The 13,373-nt window shown below is 61.2% G+C and carries 16 protein-coding genes and 1 other RNA gene; 10 read left to right on the forward strand and 7 right to left on the reverse strand.

Features of this window, described 5'->3' with window-relative positions; all coding sequences use genetic code 11:
* The first annotated feature begins 169 nt into the window (after nt 1–169).
* On the forward strand, nt 170–838 hold the full coding sequence (locus N8H71_RS05540; protein ID WP_262193220.1) for a gamma-glutamylcyclotransferase: 669 nt from the start codon (nt 170–172) through the stop codon (nt 836–838).
* On the opposite strand, the gene glpT is transcribed toward N8H71_RS05540, so the two are convergent.
* Nucleotides 814–2,163, reverse strand: a complete 1,350-nt coding sequence (gene glpT, locus N8H71_RS05545) for a glycerol-3-phosphate transporter (protein WP_007951819.1) — start codon at nt 2,161–2,163, stop codon at nt 814–816. The two genes, N8H71_RS05540 and glpT, sit on opposite strands and share 25 nt — an antisense overlap.
* Before the next feature lie 327 nt (nt 2,164–2,490).
* Between glpT and N8H71_RS05550 the strand changes: the two genes are divergently transcribed.
* Nucleotides 2,491–3,105, forward strand: a complete 615-nt coding sequence (locus N8H71_RS05550) for an energy transducer TonB (RefSeq protein WP_262193221.1) — start codon at nt 2,491–2,493, stop codon at nt 3,103–3,105.
* Between the two features lie 61 nt (nt 3,106–3,166).
* Here the strand turns inward: N8H71_RS05550 and N8H71_RS05555 are convergent, their stop codons facing one another.
* Nucleotides 3,167–4,144, reverse strand: a complete 978-nt coding sequence (locus N8H71_RS05555; RefSeq protein ID WP_007951816.1) for an NADPH:quinone oxidoreductase family protein — start codon at nt 4,142–4,144, stop codon at nt 3,167–3,169.
* 150 nt (nt 4,145–4,294) lie between these two features.
* On the opposite strand from N8H71_RS05555, the gene N8H71_RS05560 reads away from it, so the two are divergent.
* Entirely contained in the window at nt 4,295–4,702 is a 408-nt protein-coding gene (locus N8H71_RS05560; RefSeq protein ID WP_262193222.1) for a flagellar basal body-associated protein FliL, read from the forward strand.
* Nucleotides 4,703–4,844: 142 nt separating this feature from the next.
* On the opposite strand, the gene N8H71_RS05565 is transcribed toward N8H71_RS05560, so the two are convergent.
* Nucleotides 4,845–5,297, reverse strand: a complete 453-nt coding sequence (locus N8H71_RS05565; protein WP_127800546.1) for an EVE domain-containing protein — start codon at nt 5,295–5,297, stop codon at nt 4,845–4,847.
* A 123-nt stretch (nt 5,298–5,420) separates the two neighbouring features.
* Here N8H71_RS05565 and N8H71_RS05570 point away from each other — a divergent pair, with 123 nt between their 5' ends.
* Nucleotides 5,421–5,651 carry a hypothetical protein gene (locus N8H71_RS05570; protein WP_262193245.1) on the forward strand — a complete coding sequence of 77 codons (231 nt, stop codon included), beginning with the start codon at nt 5,421–5,423 and terminating at the stop codon, nt 5,649–5,651.
* Between the two features lie 35 nt (nt 5,652–5,686).
* On the opposite strand, the gene N8H71_RS05575 is transcribed toward N8H71_RS05570, so the two are convergent.
* The 4 genes from N8H71_RS05575 to N8H71_RS05590 all read right to left on the reverse strand — a co-directional run bounded on the left by N8H71_RS05575 (nt 5,687) and on the right by N8H71_RS05590 (nt 7,105).
* Nucleotides 5,687–6,292, reverse strand: a complete 606-nt coding sequence (locus N8H71_RS05575) for a 5-formyltetrahydrofolate cyclo-ligase (RefSeq protein WP_262193223.1) — start codon at nt 6,290–6,292, stop codon at nt 5,687–5,689.
* An 80-nt stretch (nt 6,293–6,372) separates the two neighbouring features.
* Nucleotides 6,373–6,551: non-coding RNA, 6S RNA (gene ssrS / locus N8H71_RS05580), on the reverse strand.
* Nucleotides 6,552–6,581: 30 nt separating this feature from the next.
* On the reverse strand, nt 6,582–6,899 hold the full coding sequence (locus N8H71_RS05585; protein WP_007967943.1) for a cell division protein ZapA: 318 nt from the start codon (nt 6,897–6,899) through the stop codon (nt 6,582–6,584).
* Entirely contained in the window at nt 6,896–7,105 is a 210-nt protein-coding gene (locus N8H71_RS05590) for a TIGR02449 family protein (protein WP_007940359.1), read from the reverse strand. Before N8H71_RS05590 ends, N8H71_RS05585 begins: the two co-directional genes overlap by 4 nt.
* A 125-nt stretch (nt 7,106–7,230) precedes the next feature.
* Here N8H71_RS05590 and N8H71_RS05595 point away from each other — a divergent pair, with 125 nt between their 5' ends.
* The 6 genes from N8H71_RS05595 to N8H71_RS05620 all read left to right on the forward strand — a co-directional run bounded on the left by N8H71_RS05595 (nt 7,231) and on the right by N8H71_RS05620 (nt 13,288).
* Nucleotides 7,231–7,791, forward strand: a complete 561-nt coding sequence (locus N8H71_RS05595) for a YecA family protein (protein WP_262193224.1) — start codon at nt 7,231–7,233, stop codon at nt 7,789–7,791.
* A gap of 27 nt (nt 7,792–7,818) precedes the next feature.
* On the forward strand, nt 7,819–9,153 hold the full coding sequence (pepP, locus tag N8H71_RS05600) for a Xaa-Pro aminopeptidase (protein ID WP_085696903.1): 1,335 nt from the start codon (nt 7,819–7,821) through the stop codon (nt 9,151–9,153).
* A complete protein-coding gene (gene ubiH / locus N8H71_RS05605; protein ID WP_007951808.1) occupies nt 9,150–10,337 on the forward strand; it encodes a 2-octaprenyl-6-methoxyphenyl hydroxylase in 1,188 nt (395 codons plus the stop codon). The genes pepP and ubiH overlap by 4 nt, the downstream gene beginning before the upstream one ends.
* Nucleotides 10,330–10,815, forward strand: coding sequence for a DUF4442 domain-containing protein (locus N8H71_RS05610; protein WP_007951806.1), 486 nt, complete (start codon nt 10,330–10,332; stop codon nt 10,813–10,815). The genes ubiH and N8H71_RS05610 overlap by 8 nt, the downstream gene beginning before the upstream one ends.
* Nucleotides 10,816–10,824: 9 nt before the next feature.
* Nucleotides 10,825–12,042 (forward strand): 2-octaprenyl-3-methyl-6-methoxy-1,4-benzoquinol hydroxylase, encoded by a 1,218-nt coding sequence (locus N8H71_RS05615; RefSeq protein WP_262193242.1) that lies wholly within the window; start codon nt 10,825–10,827, stop codon nt 12,040–12,042.
* Nucleotides 12,043–12,283: 241 nt separating this feature from the next.
* Complete coding sequence (locus N8H71_RS05620; protein WP_085689889.1) at nt 12,284–13,288, forward strand: extracellular solute-binding protein; 1,005 nt, start codon at nt 12,284–12,286, stop codon at nt 13,286–13,288.
* Nucleotides 13,289–13,373: the final 85 nt, after the last annotated feature.

Consider the following 13,373-nt stretch of genomic DNA (forward strand, 5'->3'; position numbering starts at 1 on the left):
CGGTATTTATGCAATTACATAAATACCGGTAGGTTATATATCGATCAGGCAATCAATTAAGAACTGTGCCATGGCACTCAAATTGCCTTAAAACATATGTGCCTTATTGTTACAGCGGTGCGTTCTATTAAGTAATTCTTCACCCGCGGGGAGCTGAACGCTATTCGCCATGAGCGCCATTGAAAACGCCTTTCTGAACCTGGCTTACCCTCCGCGGCTCGATCTTGGGCCGCAGCTAACGCACGAACAACTTATCGCTTCCATGCAATCGGCCATGGCGCGCCACAAGGGCGGGCCGGTGTGGCTGTTCGCCTACGGCTCGCTGATCTGGCGGCCGGAATGCACGGCGGTGGAGCGGATGCGCGGCCGAGTGCATGGCTACCATCGTGGTTTGTACCTGTGGTCTCACGAACATCGCGGCACGCCGGAAATGCCGGGTCTGGTCTTTGGTCTGGATCGTGGCGGTTCTTGCAGCGGTTTCGCCTATCGGTTGCCGGAAGACAATCTGGACAGCGCGCTGTATGCGTTGTGGAAACGCGAGATGCCGTTCCCGTCCTATCGGCCACACTGGCTCAACTGCCGACTCGAAGATGGCAGCCAGGTACAGGCCTTGGGATTCGTCTTGGAGCGACACCTGCCCAGCTATGCCGGCAATTTGCCGGATCATGTGCTGAGCCAGGTGTTCGAAAGCGCTTGCGGGCGTTACGGCACGACTCGCGATTATGTCGAGCAGACCGCGCACGCCCTGCGCAGCCACGCCATGCCGGACCGGAATCTAGAGGCGCGGCTCAAGCGCTGTAAGTCAAAGACCGATCAGGCGACTGCTTCGCGGCTCTGACTGGCGACTTGCTTGTGCCACAGGGTCGGGGCCAGGAAGGCCATCGACAGCAGGCAAGCGCCCACCAGCAGCACGAAACCGCCATCCCAGCCGAAGTGGTCGACGGTGTAGCCCATCGCTGCACTGGCCGCGACCGAACCACCCAGATACCCGAACAGGCCGGTGAAGCCTGCGGCAGTACCGGCGGCTTTCTTCGGTGCCAGTTCCAGCGCCTGCAGGCCGATCAGCATCACCGGGCCGTAGATCAGGAAGCCGATCGAGAACAGCGCGATCATGTCGACGGTCGGGTTGCCGGCCGGGTTCAGCCAGTACACCAGGGTCGCTACGGTCACCAGTGCCATGAACACCATGCCGGTCAGGCCACGGTTGCCACGGAAGATCTTGTCCGACATCCAGCCGCACAGCAGCGTGCCCGGAATACCTGCCCACTCGTAGAAGAAATAGGCCCACGAGGTTTTATCCACGGTGAAACCCTTGGCTTCCTTCAGATAGGTCGGTGCCCAGTCCAGCACGCCGTAGCGCAGCAGGTAGACGAAGACGTTAGCCATGGCGATGTACCAGAGCATTTTGTTGCGCAGCACGTATTTGACGAAGATTTCCTTGGCGCTGAATTCGTCTTCGTGGCTGGCGTCGTAGCCTTCCGGGTAGTCGTTCTTGTACTTCTCGATCGGCGGCAGGCCGACCGATTGCGGGGTGTCGCGCATGGTCACGAAAGCGAACACCGCTACTGCCAGAGCCACAGCAGCCGGGACGTAGAACGCTGCGTGCCAGTCGTTGAACAGGCCCATGCCGATCAGGAACAGCGGGCCGATCAGGCCGCCGCCGACGTTATGCGCCACGTTCCACACCGACACCACGCCGCCACGTTCCTTCTGCGACCACCAGTGCACCATCGTGCGTCCGCTCGGCGGCCAGCCCATGCCCTGGGCCCAGCCGTTGATGAACAGCAGGATGAACATCATGGTCACGCTGGAGGTTGCCCAAGGCGCGAAACCGAAAATGAACATCACCCCGGCCGAAACCAGCAGGCCGAATGGCAGGAAGTAACGCGGGTTGGAGCGGTCGGACACCAGCCCCATGAGGAACTTGGACAGACCGTAGGCGATGGCGATGGCCGACATCGCCAGACCCAGATCGCCACGGCTGTAGCCTTCGTCGATCAGGTACGGCATGGCCAGCGAGAAGTTCTTGCGCAGCAGGTAATAACCCGCATAGCCAAAGAAGATGCCGGCGAAGATCTGCCAACGCAGGCGTCGGTAGGTGCTGTCGATTTTTTCTTCAGGCAATGGAGCCTGATGTGCGGCAGGACGAAAGAAAGCAAACATTCAAGAGCTCCAGATTTCTTGTTTTGACTGCGGATGCGAATGTTACAGTTTCGTTACCGAAAATAGCACCGCTTCCCATCGGCAAAACAGCGGAAATGTTGGAAGTCGCGCGTTCCTTTATGAACATGTCGCTCAGATATAAGTGCGGGGCGTTGTGGGAAAGGTTACTTCGGCGTCTTCCTGCCGGGTTTCGGTGCGTTGTAGGGCACAGGTTTGGGAAATGTCCTGCGGACAATGCAGAAGGCACGGCGTTCTGTTTCAGGCCTTCGGGCTCTACCCTTTTGAGGGTGCCAATCGGGCATTCGTGCGGTGAAGGGGGGAGGGCTCATGCGGTGGTGTGTGTTGCTGTTTTTGCTGATGGCATCGGGAGGTACGTGGGCGTTAGAGGTGCTGCTCATTCCGGAAAACAACCCGAGGCCGGTCTATCCGCGGGGGCTTTTCAGGGCTGGCGTGGTCGGTGAGGTGGGCGCCGAGTTCACCGTCCATGCCGACGGTTCAGTCGACCGGATCAGCTTTGCGGCAAACAGCCATCCGGAGCTCATCGAAGCGGTCAGGGTCGCCGTCGAGCAATGGCGTTTCAAACCTTGGACGGTCGAGGGCGACAGACCGACAGAAAGGCGAGTCCTTGCGCCGATGGTGTTCAGGCTGGATCTGGATCAACCCATTCACATCAACCGACAACTGAAAGCGTTAAAGTGCCGAACCCTGAACGAATATCTCGGCAACATTGCGGAGCAGTCGTGGATCGATACCAAGGTATTCGTTCACACCAGGGCCTACCTTTCCAATGTCTTCCACAAAGCGCAACTGCCGGACGAACAACGCCTGGCGATGATCGCCAGGCTGAACAAGCGGATTCCGACGATTGTCAGGGGATGCCGGGACAGTCCGGTCCGGAAATACATGAGCCTGTTGCCGGAGGATATTCGCAGTCTGATGTAGGGCTGGAATGTTCTGAAGGGCGATCCGGAAGTTGCCTTCAATTCCGGATCGCTCGATCGGCTCAGCGCACTTGCACCACAACCTTGCCCACAGCCTTGCGCTGCCCGAGATCATTGATCGCCTGCGCGGCATTGCCCAGCGGGTAGACCTGTGACACCAGCGGCTTCAGCTTGCCCTCGGCAAACCAACCGAACAGTTGCTGGAAGTTCGCCGCGTTGTCCTGCGGCTGGCGCTGGGCGAAGGAGCCCCAGAACACGCCGAGTACCGCCGCTCCCTTGAGCAGGGCGAGGTTGACCGGCAGTTCGGGAATGCGGCCGCTGGCGAACCCGACCACCAGTAGGCGGCCGTTCCAGGCGATGGCGCGGATGGCCTGGTCGAACAGGTCGCCACCGACCGGGTCGTAGATCACGTCGGCGCCCTGTCCGTCGGTCAGGCGCTTGATCTCGTCCTTGAGGCTGGTTTCGCTGTAGTTGATCAGTTCGTCGGCCCCGGCAGCCTTGGCCACGGCGAGTTTTTCCGCGCTGCTGGCGGCGGCGATCACCCGGGCGCCCATGGCCTTGCCGATTTCCACGGCGGCCAGGCCGACGCCGCCGGAAGCACCGAGTACCAGCAGGGTTTCACCCGGTTGCAGGTTGCCGCGCTGTTTGAGGGCGTGCATCGACGTGCCGTAGGTCATGCTGAACGCGGCGGCGGTGTTGAAATCCATCGACGGCGGGATCGGCAGCACGTTGTAGCCCGGCACTGCGACCTGCTCGGCGAAGCTGCCCCAGCCGGTCAGGGCCATGACCCGGTCGCCGACCTTCAGGTGACTGACCTTTTCACCCACTTCGCTGACCACGCCGGAGGCTTCGCCACCTGGCGAGAACGGGAAGGGAGGCTTGAACTGGTACTTGCCCTCGATGATCAGCGTGTCCGGGAAGTTGACCCCGGCGGCGTGCACGTCCAGCAGGATTTCGTTCTTCTTGGCGACAGGACTGGCGACGTCTTCCAGCACCAGCGATTCGGCAGGGCCGAAGGCTTTGCACAGCACGGCTTTCATCAGGGCTATTCCTTTGGGAGTGATGGCCGATAAGTGTAGGTGTGGCAGTCAACGGGTCAACGAGCATGCCCGGCCCTGATAGTCCGCCATAAGCTTGTGCTTGCGCGGCGGGTCGTTATGCTAGGCCGCAAACCGGATAAGGAGCGAATTGTGAAAGCGTGGATCATGTTGTTGCTGGCCCTGTCTCTGCCTGTGGCAGCGCTGGCCGAAGAAGCCAAAGAAGGCGAGGCGCCGAAGGTCAACTACATCACCCTGAGCCCGCCCTTCGTGGGCAACTACGGGCTGGACGGCACGCCGAAGCTCAAGGTCTACAAGGCCGACGTGGCACTGCGGGTGACCGGTGAAGAGGCGACCAAGCTGGTCAAGGCCAACGAGCCGCTGATCCGCAATCAGCTGGTGGCTCTGTTTACTCAGCAGACGACTGATGCGATGGGCAGCATCGAGGGCAAGGAAAAGCTGCGTCAGGAAGCCTTGAAGCAGACTCAGCAAGTGATGAATGACGAGACCGGCAGGCCGGTGGTTGAAGATCTGTTGTTCAACAACCTGATCATTCAGTAAGGCATTCGTTGTCCGGGCGGGCCTCATCGCGAGCAAGCTCGCTCCCACAGTGGTTTTGTGGTGCCACACATTTGTGTGATCGCCGCTGAAACCTGTGGGAGCGAGCTTGCTCGCGATGGCATTTTGTCAGGCGACAAATGACTCAGGGTTTCAACGCGATAACCGCCGCCCACTGCTCGGCCGTCACCGGCATCACCGACAACCGCGAACCCTTCTGCACCAGCGGCATCTCGGCCAGCGCGGTCTGCTGTTTCAAATAATCCAGCTTCAACACCCGGCTGAAAGTTTCGACGTGGGCGACATCAATCGCGCTCCATGCGTTTTTCTCCGCCGTGGCTTTCGGGTCGAAGTAATGGCTTTCCGGTTCCAGTGCGGTGGGATCCGGGTACGCGGCCTCGATGATTTTGCCGATCCCGGCGATGCCCGGCTCCGGGCAACTGGAGTGGTAGAAAAAGAATTCGTCCCCCACCGCCATGGCCCGAAGGAAATTGCGTGCCTGATAGTTGCGAACCCCGTCCCAGCGCGCTTTGCCGAGCTTTTCCAGGCCCTTGATCGAGAGCTCGTCGGGCTCGGATTTCATCAGCCAGTAGGCCATGGTGTGTGCTCCTCAAGCGGTCATTGGGCAGGTTGTCCGGCAATTTTATGACAAACCGACGGTCGGTTGACGTCAGCGTTTGCGCAGAGGTTCACGTTGTCGCAAAATGCCGGCCTTTAAAGCTTGACGCTGCTGCACGGCCTACGAATGGAAACCGCTGCTGTCATCGTGATGATGTGCCTTGAGGGGGGGCAATCGATGAAACGCAAACCGGATTTGCTGTGGACTTTGGTAATTTTGTTCGGTCTGGGCGTCGTGACCACCGGTTATGCGCAAAGTCTGTGGGCCAACAAGGCCGATGCACCGATTGAAGTAGCGCAACAAGTACAACAGTCGACAGCTTTCAAACGCTGAAACTGCCTTTTCGACGCCGCTGATCCGTGCGGCGTCTATCCCGCGAAATACCACGCCTTGTCTGTCACCGTTCCCTGCAACGGTACATCCCAGCTCGCCTGCGCAAGACGTTCGACTTTCTGACATTCATGGGCCAGGCCCAGCAGCGTCGGCTTGCGCCAGTTCTGGCGTCGGGCCAGATATGCCAGGCTGCGGTCGTAGAATCCTCCACCCATGCCCAGACGCCCGCCGACATCGTCGAATCCCACCAGTGGCAACAACACCAGATCCAGCGCCCAGACCTTGCGCTGACGGGCCAGATTGGCGCGCGGCTCGAGGATACGGAAGCGGTTGGGTTTGAGTTTTTCGCCGGGGCGGATTTGCTGAAAGATCATTTTGGTCCGTGGCCAGGCACTGAGCACCGGCAGGTAGGTTTTCTTGCCCCGACGCTGAGCGGCGCGCAGCAACAGGCGCGGATCGATTTCACCGTCGGTGGGCAGGTACAGGGAAATGTGTTTCGCCCGGCGAAAGTGCGGGTCTTGTGCCAGTTGCTTGTACAGACCTTCGGCGGCCGCGCGTTGCTGGCTTGGCGTCAGGGAGCGGCGGGCCTTGCGCAGCAGACGGCGCAGTTGGGGACGGGGCAGCAACGCGGGTTCGGTCATGGTTCGGCTTCGGCAGGGTGGGACGAAAACGTACGCATAAAAAATCCGATGCCGGCATGCACCGGCATCGGATTCGAATCAGGCTCCCCGGATGAGCCGCTGTCGACTTAGCCCTTGAACCCGAGAGTTCAAGGTGGAGGATGCAGTAGGCTTTAAGGCTTTCCGTCTGGCGGACATGCACACCAGCCCAACGTGCAACCCCCAGGGTAGTGCAAATCGGCTCAGGGACATCGTCAACTGGCAAGCACCCCAGGGAGTGCGGCGAGTATACCTCAAGCGGCCTGGCGAATCAGCCCTTGCTGATGTCCGGATCGTCGGCCAGCACCAGATCGACACGATCAAGCAAGTCTCGCACCTGTTCACGGGTCGAGCCGCTGGCCTGGATGTCCGGGCGCTCTTCTTTGTGCAAGAGATCGTGGGTGATGTTCAGCGCAGCCATCACGGCGATACGGTCGGCGCCGATGACTTTGCCGCTGCTGCGGATCTCGCGCATCTTGCCATCCAGGTAGCGCGCGGCGCTGACCAGATTGCTGCGTTCCTCCTGCGGGCAGATGATCGAATACTCTTTGTCGAGGATCTGCACGGTAACGCTATTGCTTGAACTCATGAGTCTTGCTCCAGGGCCTTGAGGCGCGAAATCATCGATTCGACCTTACGCCGGGCGATTTCGTTTTTTTCAATGAGGTGCGCGCGTTCCTCGCGCCAGGTCTTTTCCTGAGCAAGTAAGAGTGCATTTTGACTCTTTAGTTGCTCGACTCGGGTAATCAGCAGTTCGAGTCTGGCCATCAGCGCTTGCAGGTCGGTGTCTTCCATTGTGTCCACTGATTCGGTCTGATGGGTTTGGCTGGCGGACAGCCTTTAATGGTCTTGGCGAGTCTGTCGATGTAGGATACAAGGCCTTCATTCTAGACATAGCGCCGTCTGGCGCCTAGCTGCCCATGCCCATTCAGAATTCCCCGTACCAAGGCTTTGCCACTCTGCTGAACTCCAGCGGTCATTCCGTTTCGCCTGCCGAACTGCACGGCCTGTTGCTGGGCCGCAGTTGCGCCGGCGCCGGCTTCAACGCCGAAGAGTGGCTGATCGATGCCGCCGAGCTGCTCGAAAGCGAGCCGCAGGACAACGTCCGCAACGCGCTGATCGGTCTGCAGGAGATGGTCAAGAGCGAACTCACCGGCGACGATATCACTGTGGTTCTGCTGCTGCCGAACGATGATGCGCCCCTGGCCGAGCGCGCCGTCGCGCTGGGTGAATGGTGCCAGGGCTTCCTCACCGGTTTCGGCCTGAACTGCCGCGACAGCAGCATGCTGAGCACCGAAGCCACCGAAGTGTTGCAGGATTTGGCAGCGATCTCCCAAGTGCAAGACGCACTGGAAGAATCCGAAGACGGCGAAAGCGACTATATGGAAGTCATGGAGTACCTGCGTGTCGCTCCGCTGCTGCTGTTCTCCGAAACCAAAAAGGCCGACGTGCCGCCAGCGGCCAAGCCGTCGCTGCACTGATCGCGTGCCAGGGAAAGCCATCTGCCCATGATCCATATCCCGAAAGCGGAATACGCCCGGCGCCGCAAGGCGCTGATGGCGCAGATGGAACCCAACAGCATCGCGATCCTGCCCGCCGCCGCGGTCGCCATTCGCAACCGCGACGTCGAGCACGTCTATCGCCAGGACAGCGACTTCCAGTACCTCAGCGGTTTTCCCGAGCCACAGGCGGTCATCGTCCTGATGCCCGGTCGCGAACATGGCGAATACGTGCTGTTCTGCCGTGAACGCAATGCCGAACGCGAACTCTGGGACGGCCTGCGCGCCGGCCAGGAAGGCGCGATTCGTGATTTCGGCGCCGACGACGCTTTCCCCATCACAGACATCGACGACATCCTGCCGGGCCTGATCGAAGGCCGCGATCGGGTGTATTCGGCCATGGGCAGCAACCCGGAATTCGACCGCCACCTGATGGACTGGATCAACGTGATCCGCTCCAAGGCGCACCTCGGCGCCCAGCCGCCGAACGAATTCGTTGCCCTGGATCACCTGCTGCACGACATGCGCCTGTATAAATCGGCGGCAGAGGTGAAGGTGATGCGCGAAGCGGCGCGGATTTCCGCCCAGGCTCACATCCGGGCGATGCAGGCCAGCCGTGCCGGGCTGTACGAGTACAGCCTTGAAGCCGAGCTCGATTACGAGTTCCGCAAGGGCGGGGCGAAAATGCCCGCCTACGGTTCGATCGTCGCTGCCGGGCGCAACAGCTGCATCCTGCATTACCAGCAGAATGACGCGCTGCTCAAGGACGGCGATCTGGTACTGATCGACGCTGGCTGCGAAATCGACTGCTACGCCAGCGACATCACCCGCACCTGGCCGGTCAACGGCAAGTTTTCCGCCGAGCAGAAAGCGATCTACGAATTGGTATTGGCCTCGCAGGAAGCAGCGTTCGCCGAAATTGCTCCAAACAAACACTGGAACCAGGCGCACGAAGCCACGGTTCGGGTCATCACCGCCGGGCTGGTGAAGTTGGGGCTGTTGCAGGGCGAAGTCGACGAATTGATCGCCTCCGAGGCCTACAAGGCGTTTTACATGCACCGCGCTGGCCACTGGCTCGGGATGGATGTGCATGACGTCGGCGAATACAAGGTCGGCGGCGAGTGGCGAGTGCTGGAAGTCGGCATGGCGCTGACCGTGGAGCCGGGCATCTACATTGCCCCGGACAATCAGAACGTAGCGAAGAAATGGCGCGGCATTGGCGTGCGCATCGAGGATGACGTGGTGGTGACCAAAAGTGGTTGTGAAATCCTTACGGGTGGCGTGCCGAAAACCGTCGCCGAGATCGAAGCCCTGATGGCGCAAGCACGGACCTGCGCGGCATGAGCCGGGTCAATCTGGCAATCATCGGTGGCGGTCTGGTCGGCGCCAGTCTGGCGTTGGCCTTGCAGGCCGGAGCCAAGGCCCGTGGCTGGAAGATCGTGCTGATCGAACCGTTCGCCCCCGGTGACACCTGGCAGCCAAGCTACGACGCGCGTTCCTCGGCACTTTCCTTCGGCTCGCGGCAGATTTATCAGCGGCTGGGCGTGTGGCAGGAAATTTCCCGCCGCGCCGAGCCGATCAAACAGATTCACGTGTCCGACCGTGGTCGTTTCTCCACAGCCCGTCTCTCGGCAATGGAAGAGGGCGTCCCGGCGCTCGGTTATGTAGTGGAAAACGCCTGGCTCGGCCAGTGCCTGTGGCAGCACCTCGACAAAGAGGTGATCAGCTGGCGTTGCCCGGCGGAAGTCACCCGCATGGAACCGTTGCCCGACGGCTATCGCCTGACCCTCAATGACGAAACCACGGTCGAATGCGATCTGGCAGTGCTCGCGGATGGCGGCCGTTCCGGTCTGCGCGAACAACTGGGCATCAACGTGCGCAAGCGCCCGTATAACCAGAGCGCGCTGATCGCCAACATCACGCCGAGCGAAGCGCACAACGGCATGGCCTTCGAGCGCTTCACCGACGAAGGGCCGATGGCGCTGCTGCCGCTGCCGGAAAACCGCTGCGCGCTGGTCTGGACCCGTCTGGGCATGGACGCGCAACGGCTGGCCGACCTGAGCGAACGTGATTTCCTCAGCGAGCTGCAAGGCGTGTTCGGCTACCGTCTCGGCACTCTGAAACAGGTTGGCGCGCGACATCTGTACCCGCTGTCGCTGGTGGAAGCCGAAGAGCAGGTGCGTTCGCATCTGGCCGTCCTCGGCAACGCCGCCCACAGTCTGCACCCGATTGCCGGGCAGGGTTTCAACCTGTCCCTGCGCGATGCCGATGCGTTGGCCGCCGCGCTGCTGGCCAGTGACAAACCGCTGGGGGATTTCGCCACGCTGCAGGCCTATCGCGAGCGTCAGCGTCTCGATCAGGACCTCACTGTCGGTTTCTCCGATCAGGTCACGCGCCTGTTCGGCAGCACCCAGCCGCTGGTGTCGCTGGGGCGCAACATCGGCCTGCTCGGTCTCGATCTGCTGCCGCCGGCCAAGCGCTGGTTCGCCCGTCAGGCCATGGGGCTGGGGACGCGGCCGGATGCGTGAGTGGCTGATCAAACAGTTTGGCAAGGCGCGGCTGATGCGCTGGATCATGACGTTCTACCCGCCGTACTTCGGCGCCGGCGTCCGGGTGAAGCACATCAGCGATGACTTTCGTGACATCCAGGTCTCGATGGGCCTGGGCTGGTACAACCGCAATTACGTCGGCACCCAGTTCGGCGGCAGTCTGTATTCGATGGTCGACCCGTTCTTCATGTTGATGCTCATGGAAAACCTCGGCTCGCGGTACATCGTCTGGGACAAGGCCGCCGACATTGATTTCATATCGCCGGGCAAAGGCCCGGTGTTCGCCCGGTTCAACATCGACGACACCCTGCTCGACGAGATCCGTCGGCAGACCGCCAGTGGCGAGAAATACTTGCCGCAGTTGCAGGTCGACATTCATGACGGCGCCGGCAACCTGGTGGCGCGGGTCGGTAAAACCCTTTACGTGCGGCTCAAGCCGCCAGCGAGACAGGCTTAAAGCATGGAAATGCGCGCGGATGTGCTGATTGTCGGAGCCGGAATGGTCGGCAGTGCCCTGGCGCTGGCGTTGCAGGACAGCGGGCTGGAAGTCCTGCTGCTCGACGGCAGCCCGTTGAGCGTCAAACCCTTCAATGGCGATGCGCCGTTCGAACCACGGGTGAGCGCACTGTCGGCGGCCAGTCAGCGGATCCTCGATCGCCTCGGCGTGTGGGACGGCATCGTCAATCGACGCAGCAGCCCTTACACCGACATGCACGTCTGGGACGGCAGCGGCACCGGCCAGATCCATTTCTCGGCCAGTAGCGTACACGCCGATGTGCTCGGGCATATCGTCGAAAACCGCGTGGTCCAGGATGCCTTGCTCGACCGTCTGCACGATTGCGATATGGGCCTGCTGGCCAACGCGCGACTGGAGCAGATGCGCCGTTCCGGTGACGACTGGCTGCTGACCCTGGCCGATGGCCGCACCTTGCGCGCGCCGCTGGTGATCGCGGCGGACGGCGCCAATTCTGCGGTGCGCCGTCTGACCGGCGTCGCCACTCGCGAGTGGGATTATCTGCATCACGCCATCGTCACCAGCGTGCGCAGCAGCAAACCGCACCGCATGACCGCGTGGCAGCGTTTTACCGATCACGGGCCGCTGGCGTTTTTGCCGCTGGAGCGAGACGGTCAGCAGGACTGGTGCTCGATCGTCTGGTCGACCACGCCGAGCGAAGCCGAACGGCTGATGGCGCTGGATGAAGCGGATTTCTGCCGCGAGCTGGAGCGCGCTTTCGAAGGCTGCCTCGGCGACGTCATCAGCGCCGACCCGCGCCTGTGCGTGCCGCTGCGTCAACGTCACGCCAAACGCTACGTGGCCGAAGGCCTGGCGCTGATCGGTGATGCCGCGCACACCATTCACCCGTTGGCGGGGCAGGGCGTGAATCTCGGCTTCCTCGACGCTGCCGTACTCGCCGAAGTGCTGTTGCAAGCCAACGATCGGGGCGAGCGTCTGGCGGATGTTAAAGTGCTGAGCCGCTACGAACGCCGGCGCATGCCGCACAACCTGGCGCTGATGGCGGCGATGGAAGGTTTCGAGCGCTTGTTCCAGGCTGACCCGCTGCCGCTGCGTTGGTTGCGCAACACCGGGTTGAAAATCGTCGAGCAAATGCCCGAAGCCAAAGCGTTGTTCGTGCGCGAGGCATTGGGGCTGACCGGGGACTTGCCGGCCCTCGCCAAGGCCTGAGATCTTCATTGCGGCTGATGGCCCCTTCGCGGGCAAGCCCGCTCCCACAGTGGTCAGTGTGAAATTCAAATTTGAGTACACCCTGGAACCCTGTGGGAGCGGGCTTGCCCGCGAAGGCGTCAGATCAGGCACCGCCTATGCTGTGCAACATCTGGTAACTCCTTGGGAAAGTGTTCGATTGAGCTCGTAAATGTGAGTCCTTATCATTTGGGCCACTTTTCCCTACCGAGAGACCGCTCCCATGTTGGCATCCAAGCGTGTTCTGACCGCACTGGCCCTGACCCTGATCGGCAGCACTGCCGCCCAGGCCGCCGACGAGGTGGTGGTCTACTCCTCGCGTATCGATGAACTGATCAAGCCGGTGTTCGACGCCTACACCGCCAAGACCGGGGTGAAGATCAAGTTCATCACCGACAAGGAAGCGCCGCTGATGCAGCGGATCAAGGCCGAGGGCGAGAACGCCACCGCCGACCTGCTGCTGACCGTCGATGCCGGCAACCTCTGGCAGGCCGAGCAGATGGGCATTCTCCAGCCGTTCACCTCGAAAACCATCGATGCCAACATCCCTCTGCAATATCGCTCGTCCAGCCACGCCTGGACCGGCCTGAGCCTGCGCGCGCGAACCATCGCCTACTCCACCGAACGGGTGAAACCGGGCGAACTGACCACCTACGAAGCGCTGGCCGACAAGAACTGGGAAGGTCGCCTGTGCCTGCGCACGGCGAAGAAGGTCTACAACCAGTCGCTGACCGCCACCATGATCGAAGTCCACGGCGCCGAGAAGACCGAGAAGATCCTCAAGGGCTGGGTCAACAACTTGTCCACCGACGTGTTCTCCGACGACGTCGCGGTGCTGGAGGCGATCAACGCCGGCCAGTGCGACGTCGGCATCGTCAACACTTACTACTACGGTCGCCTGCACAAGCAGAAGCCGGATCTGCCGGTGAAACTGTTCTGGCCGAATCAGGCGGATCGTGGCGTGCACGTCAACCTGTCGGGTATCGGCCTGACCAAACATGCACCGCACCCGGAAGCAGCCAAGGCGCTGGTGGAGTGGATGACTACGCCTGAGGCGCAGAAGATCTTTGCCGATGTGAACCAGGAGTTCCCGGCCAATCCGGCGGTGAAGCCTTCGGAAGAAGTGGCGGCGTGGGGGCAGTTCGTGGCGGATACGCTGCCGGTTGAAGTGGCGGGCAAGCGACAGGCTGAAGCGATCCGGATGATGGATCGGGCGGGTTGGAACTGAGTTTTAACATACAACAACATTGATCTTTCCTACGTCGAACCGTCTGCGTGGGAATGCAGCCCTCGACGCTCTGCGTCGTATCATC

Origin of the sequence: Pseudomonas koreensis (genome assembly GCF_025447595.1) — a bacterium.
GTDB lineage: Bacteria > Pseudomonadota > Gammaproteobacteria > Pseudomonadales > Pseudomonadaceae > Aquipseudomonas > Aquipseudomonas koreensis_H.

Excerpts from the sequence above, each read along its gene's own strand:
- N8H71_RS05540 (WP_262193220.1), top strand. The coding sequence starts at position 170 with ATGAGCGCCATTGAAAACGCCTTTCTGAACCTGGCTTACCCTCCGCGG.
- glpT (WP_007951819.1), bottom strand. The coding sequence starts at position 2,163 with ATGTTTGCTTTCTTTCGTCCTGCCGCACATCAGGCTCCATTGCCTGAA.
- N8H71_RS05550 (WP_262193221.1), top strand. The coding sequence starts at position 2,491 with ATGCGGTGGTGTGTGTTGCTGTTTTTGCTGATGGCATCGGGAGGTACG.
- N8H71_RS05555 (WP_007951816.1), bottom strand. The coding sequence starts at position 4,144 with ATGAAAGCCGTGCTGTGCAAAGCCTTCGGCCCTGCCGAATCGCTGGTG.
- N8H71_RS05565 (WP_127800546.1), bottom strand. The coding sequence starts at position 5,297 with ATGGCCTACTGGCTGATGAAATCCGAGCCCGACGAGCTCTCGATCAAG.
- N8H71_RS05575 (WP_262193223.1), bottom strand. The coding sequence starts at position 6,292 with ATGACCGAACCCGCGTTGCTGCCCCGTCCCCAACTGCGCCGTCTGCTG.
- N8H71_RS05585 (WP_007967943.1), bottom strand. The coding sequence starts at position 6,899 with ATGAGTTCAAGCAATAGCGTTACCGTGCAGATCCTCGACAAAGAGTAT.
- N8H71_RS05590 (WP_007940359.1), bottom strand. The coding sequence starts at position 7,105 with ATGGAAGACACCGACCTGCAAGCGCTGATGGCCAGACTCGAACTGCTG.
- N8H71_RS05595 (WP_262193224.1), top strand. The coding sequence starts at position 7,231 with ATGCCCATTCAGAATTCCCCGTACCAAGGCTTTGCCACTCTGCTGAAC.
- pepP (WP_085696903.1), top strand. The coding sequence starts at position 7,819 with ATGATCCATATCCCGAAAGCGGAATACGCCCGGCGCCGCAAGGCGCTG.
- ubiH (WP_007951808.1), top strand. The coding sequence starts at position 9,150 with ATGAGCCGGGTCAATCTGGCAATCATCGGTGGCGGTCTGGTCGGCGCC.
- N8H71_RS05610 (WP_007951806.1), top strand. The coding sequence starts at position 10,330 with ATGCGTGAGTGGCTGATCAAACAGTTTGGCAAGGCGCGGCTGATGCGC.
- N8H71_RS05615 (WP_262193242.1), top strand. The coding sequence starts at position 10,825 with ATGCGCGCGGATGTGCTGATTGTCGGAGCCGGAATGGTCGGCAGTGCC.
- N8H71_RS05620 (WP_085689889.1), top strand. The coding sequence starts at position 12,284 with ATGTTGGCATCCAAGCGTGTTCTGACCGCACTGGCCCTGACCCTGATC.